General features: G+C 37.5%; 7 protein-coding genes. 3 read left to right on the top strand and 4 right to left on the bottom strand.

Going from position 1 to position 5,332, the window contains the following annotated elements:
* The first annotated feature begins 126 nt into the window (after positions 1–126).
* On the top strand, positions 127–1,035 hold the full coding sequence (locus tag ACT3RM_RS16805; protein ID WP_441836533.1) for a LysR family transcriptional regulator: 909 nt from the start codon (positions 127–129) through the stop codon (positions 1,033–1,035).
* A gap of 57 nt (positions 1,036–1,092) precedes the next feature.
* On the opposite strand, the gene ACT3RM_RS16800 is transcribed toward ACT3RM_RS16805, so the two are convergent.
* From ACT3RM_RS16800 to ACT3RM_RS16785, 4 genes are all read right to left on the bottom strand, one after another.
* Positions 1,093–1,722 carry an SDR family oxidoreductase gene (locus ACT3RM_RS16800; protein WP_441836532.1) on the bottom strand — a complete coding sequence of 210 codons (630 nt, stop codon included), beginning with the start codon at positions 1,720–1,722 and terminating at the stop codon, positions 1,093–1,095.
* A 138-nt stretch (positions 1,723–1,860) separates the two neighbouring features.
* Complete coding sequence (locus ACT3RM_RS16795) at positions 1,861–2,247, bottom strand: hypothetical protein (RefSeq protein WP_441836531.1); 387 nt, start codon at positions 2,245–2,247, stop codon at positions 1,861–1,863.
* The gene (locus ACT3RM_RS16790; RefSeq protein WP_441836530.1) at positions 2,244–2,612 is read right to left on the bottom strand and encodes a hypothetical protein; all 369 of its coding nucleotides are present in this window, start codon (positions 2,610–2,612) and stop codon (positions 2,244–2,246) included. Before ACT3RM_RS16790 ends, ACT3RM_RS16795 begins: the two co-directional genes overlap by 4 nt.
* 186 nt (positions 2,613–2,798) lie before the next feature.
* Complete coding sequence (locus ACT3RM_RS16785; RefSeq protein ID WP_441836529.1) at positions 2,799–3,689, bottom strand: dienelactone hydrolase family protein; 891 nt, start codon at positions 3,687–3,689, stop codon at positions 2,799–2,801.
* 220 nt (positions 3,690–3,909) lie between these two features.
* Here ACT3RM_RS16785 and ACT3RM_RS16780 point away from each other — a divergent pair, with 220 nt between their 5' ends.
* On the top strand, positions 3,910–4,383 hold the full coding sequence (locus ACT3RM_RS16780) for a VOC family protein (RefSeq protein WP_441836528.1): 474 nt from the start codon (positions 3,910–3,912) through the stop codon (positions 4,381–4,383).
* 273 nt (positions 4,384–4,656) lie between these two features.
* Positions 4,657–5,256 (top strand): YqaA family protein, encoded by a 600-nt coding sequence (locus ACT3RM_RS16775; protein ID WP_444511443.1) that lies wholly within the window; start codon positions 4,657–4,659, stop codon positions 5,254–5,256.
* Positions 5,257–5,332 lie beyond the last annotated feature (76 nt).

Raw genomic sequence — 5,332 nt, 5'->3', positions numbered from 1 at the left:
TATAGAAGGCGCTGAACTCATTTTTTTCTCATAAACAATAAATATACCGATAGAATAAAATATATTAAGCTATAATAGAAATGATGTTATTTTATAGAATCTATAACAAATTAGTATTGGTGTTGGATGGATTTAAAAGTACTTAAAAGTTTTGTGAGTGTGGCAACACATAAAAATTTTTCAGCCGCCGCGCGTGAACTTCATACTGTGCAGCCAGCTATTAGTCGCCATATTTCGATGCTGGAAAAGGATTTAGAGGTGGCTTTATTTACCCGTAGTTCTCGAAAGGTCATTATAACCAGTGCTGGAGAACAACTATTAAAAGATGCTAAACATATATTATCACTGACCAAACAGGTCAAAAGCCAAGTACAGCAAGCACAAAGTGGCCAAATAGGGTCATTAAGAGTAGGCTATTTAAGCTCTGCATGCTTAAGTTTTATGGCTAACTTAGTGCGAGAATATAAACAGCAATACCCACATGTACATGTAAGTTTGTTCGAAATGACAGCCTCAGAACAAATAACAGCATTTAATAATAATCGTATTGATATTGGCATTTCTAGATTGTTGCCAGAGCATTTAGCTGAAGAGTTTGTGAGCCTAGATATTTACATTGATAAGCTCGTTGCGGTTGTGGCTGAGAACCATCCTATAGCAACTAGTCATAATATTGATTTATCGCAGTTAAATCACGATAAATATATTTTATTTAACCGTGAGGAAGCAATAGGGTTGTTTGACGATATTATTACTTTATGTAAACAAGCGGGATTTTCACCTAATATTATTAGCCAACCTCAGTATATGCAAACATTACTCACTGAGGTTGCTGCAGGATTAGGGGTGGCGATTGTTCCTAACTGTATTAGAAAGTTGTTCAGTGATGGCTGTCATTTTTTAGATTTAAATGGTATAGGCAAGACTATTCCAACTCAATTGCATTACAAAAATACCCAGCTTAGCCCTACAGTGGAAGCGTTTGTGAATATTTCCTTAGCTAATAGGTCAGCAATAAAAGCGAGTATGGAGTGAGCTACTTAGTAGTACAATTGTAATGCAAAATAATTTTGCACTACAATTTTAGTTTATTTAAAGCGATGAAATATCTTTATCACCATCAAATAACTCAAATATCTTATTTTCATCAAATGATGTTGTAGCTACATGAAGTAGTGTGTTTGCAACATTTTCACGACTAATTTTAGCCTTGTCTTTGTCATCAGGGCGCTTTGTGGTTACCTGCATTGAAGCGCTATCGTTGGTTAATGTGCCAGGACGCACAATAGTGTAGTTTAAACTGCTATTAATTAAATGCTCGTCTGCCATGTGCTTTGCAACTAAATAAGGTTTTAAATCACTTTTTATGACATCAGGATTATCTGCACCAATAGAGCTGACCATAATAAAGTGTTGAACACTTTGCTCTTTTGCATAGTTTACTGCTTTAGTTGCTGCCCATAAGTCAATCAGCATGGTTTTATCATCACCTGTATTACCACCAGAACCGGCAGCAAATATAACTTGCTCGCAACCGTTAAATGCTTGGCTAAAATCGTCTTCAAGATCTTGTTCAACAATGGTTAAATACGTGCTGTCTAAATCGCTTAATTTACTTTTATCGCGCACTAGTGCTACGACGTGCTGCTGTTTTTCTAATAATAATTGTGTGGCCATTTTACCAATTTGACCGCTTGCACCAATAATTAAGGTTTTGCTCATAATAAATTCCTTCTACTGTTTAGTTGACGTTATATATAGAGCTTGGGGGTAAAGTTTATTTTTAAAGTAAAATGGGGATTTTCGTATATATTATATAGGGGTTATAGTATCAGGCGATAAATTTCTTATATAAAAAGTTTATTTTTTGTATGTAGATGAGCTGCGAGGGGCACCTAATAATATGGCTATATGGCAAATACACACAGATAAAAAAGCACTTACTCCTAACGCACCTCCGTAGCTTTTAAATAAGGGGACAAAGTTATCAAATAATACTGAAAAAATAACACTGGCAGAAAATAAGGTATATACGCCAAAGCGTTTTGGGGCGCTCATGCCGATAAATGTGCCACCAAAAAAAAGGCTGCTATAAAGCTCTGCGTTCAAGTTTGTAATTGATAAAATAAAGTACGCGATAATTGATAAAAGAGCAGATGCTCTGATGGCATCAAGGCGATTATGTTTAGCTAAAAAGAAGGTTAGAAAGGCACCAAGTAAAGAAAGTATAATAGAAGCTATGCTCATAATGTAATGCCTTTTGCGAGTATAAATAAAGCAACACTAACGAAAGCGATGCTGCCTAACTTACCACCAAACCCTGTAAACATCTTGCGAGTTGTGACATATAAAATAGCGCCAATTAAAGAAATGATGGCTAACTCCCAATAGCTTTGTATTAATCCTTGTGAGCACATCCCCGCAAAGCTTCCCGCGTATATCGCTGCATACGGATGATTACCATAGCGTTTAGGAAAGGGTATAAAGCTACCAATTAGCCCCACCAAACAGGATGCTATGACTGCGGGTACAGAAAATTGGGTATGTAAAAAAAAGCAGGCTAAGCAACCGCTGAAAAAGGTAAAGTATTTTAGAATGAAAAACGATGTCATACAGAGATAATTTTTATTATGGCTCTAACTGCCTATTAGAATAAAGCATAAAGTGCTTATGTTATATAAGTTTGTAGGAATAAGCTGTTGTTTGTTTTGTTGGAAGTTATGTTTATATACTTAAGCCAGCGGAAGTCAGCTGGCTTAAGTATAAGTTTATAGTGCAAATACAGCTATTAATTTTAATTAAGCAAGTTTGTTATTAAAAAACGATAATGTGCGTTGCCATGCAAGTTCAGCACTTTTTTCATCAAAACGACTAGTTGAATCATTATGAAAGCCGTGGTGAGCTCCTTTGTACATATGCATCTGGTATTCTACATTTTGTGCTTTTAAGTCACGTTCGTAATCAGGCCATGTGGCATTAACGCGTTCATCTAATTCACCTAGTTGGATAAGTAAAGGTGCTTTGATATTTTGACGTAAATCTTCAGTGGCTGGTGTGCCATAAAATGGCACACCAGCACTAAGTAATGATGAGTCAACAGCGGCTAAATAGTTAACAATATAGCCACCAAAACAAAAGCCCACAGCACCAAGTTTACCGCTGCTGTTAGGGTGTGATTTTAAAAATTGTGCTGCAGCTACAAAGTCATTTTGAAGTTTTTCTTTGTCCATACTGCGTTGCATGGCTCTGCCTTCGTCATCGTTGCCTGGGTAGCCTCCTAGTGGGTAAAGTGCATCGGGTGCAAAAGCGATAAATCCCGCTTTAGCTAGACGTCTTGCTACATCCTTTACGTAGGGGTTTAAGCCGCGGTTTTCGTGAACCACCAATACTACAGGGGATTGGTCTTGTACTTTTGATGGGACAACTAAATAACCTTGGCCTGTTGTATGGCCGTTAGGTGAGTCAAAAGTCTCATAGGTGGCTTTTATATCTTTATCATTAAATGATACTTGCTCGGCAAGGGCGTAATTTGGTAGTAATGCCGAGGTTAGCATCGACATTGAAAAGCCAATAGCTGCGAGTCCGCCAAGCTTTTTCATAAAGGTGCGCCTATCCATCATGCCGTGGGCATATGCATCATACCAATCAAAAGCTTCTTGGGGGATGTGGTTAGTGTGCTGTTTATTCATGGTTACTCCGCTATTTTAGTATTATTTTTGATGACTAATAACATAGCTGAGCTTGATTGAAATGTATACTAAGGTTATCTACAGAATTGTGTTTTTAGAAGTGAAGTATTAACGTATAGCTGATTTTAATTTTCAATCTACTTAACTATAAACTAGTCTGTAAACTAATGAGTAATTTGATCTTATTCGATTTTATTATGCAATGAATAGGGAGTATAAAATGGCAGTTTCAGCTATTCCAAAAGGTTATCACTCAATAACCCCTTATCTAATTGTTAATGGTGCAACTAAAGCAATTGAGTACTATCGGCAAGTATTTAATGCAGAGCTAATAATGCAAATGCCGTTGCCTGATGGCGGAGTGGCTCACGCGGAAATACAAATAGGTGATTCGAATATTATGCTCTCTGATATGTGCCCTGATGTAAATTTTAAAAGCCCCGATGAGCTTGGTGGTACGCCAGTGAGTATTATGCTGTATGTTGAAGATGTTGATGCGGTCTTTGCCAAAGCGCTTGAGTTAGGTGCAACAGAAATACGCCCCATACATGACCAATTCTATGGTGATAGAGCTGGCTCATTACAAGACCCATTTGGCCATGTATGGACTATTGGCACTCATAAAGAAGATGTTAGTGAAGATGAGTTAAATAAACGCATGGCTGATTTAATGTGTAAAGATCAAGATGCTTAACTGTGAGAAATATTATTAATAGGCTGCTAAAACCGTATTTCGATCTGTATTAGTTGTTACGTATAAATTATTCTTAATCTGCTGTGTAGTTTGTTTTGGTGGCTCATCTTCATCTTATTTTGTTTTAATTATACCCATACTTACCGTCGCTTTTATGTATTTGCGATGTGAGGAGTTAAGCGCTAGTGGAGCACTGAAATCTATAGCGCTAAATCGCTATTGTTTGATAAGTGCAGGTTAATCATAACTATATTACAGTGCTAGTATAATAGTATGCGGAAGTTATTTATGAGTGTAATGCAAAGCCTTAAAGAAAGAACGCGTCAGTTTGTCGATTCAAAACACATGCTAAAAAGCATTACTGTGGCGTCGTTTTTAGAATCAACCATAGTCCCTATTCCTTTGGAAGCTGTGATGGTGCCGCTAATGCAAGCAAGACGAGAAAAGCTTTGGCTGATTGCATTTATGGCTACATTGGGATGTATTGTTGGTGCATTGGTGGGTTATGGGCTTGGCTATTACTTATTTGATGCTATGGGTGATTGGGCTATTAATGCCTTTTCAAACCCTGAACAGTTTGAGCAAGTGAAACAAAAAATGCAGGCGCAAGGGTTTTGGTTTGTAATGACTTTGGGAATTGTGCCTATTCCTTTTCAAGTCGCAATGCTCGCAGCAGGCGCCACTAAATACTCTTTGGCGCTATTTTTACTGGCGACCACAATAGCCCGATCTATTCGTTACTTTGGTTTAGCTTTAGTGGTTTATTATGCTGGTAATCAAGCGCAAAAAGTCATTGAAAAACATAAAATTAAAGCGATTGTGGGTTTAACTGCATTGGTACTTATTGCTTGGTGGGTTAGCACCTTATTTTAAACCGAGCGCTTCCTTTGTCTCGGGTGCGAAAATAGCTACACAGGAAATGTTGTGCCGACATAAGCGGGGAGTATAC

Origin of the sequence: Pseudoalteromonas sp. AOP7-A1-14 (genome assembly GCF_052376275.1) — a bacterium.
Classification (GTDB): Bacteria; Pseudomonadota; Gammaproteobacteria; order Enterobacterales; family Alteromonadaceae; genus Pseudoalteromonas.
The sequence above is the reverse complement of the archived record's forward strand: the minus strand, read 5'-3'. Positions and strand labels throughout refer to the sequence as shown.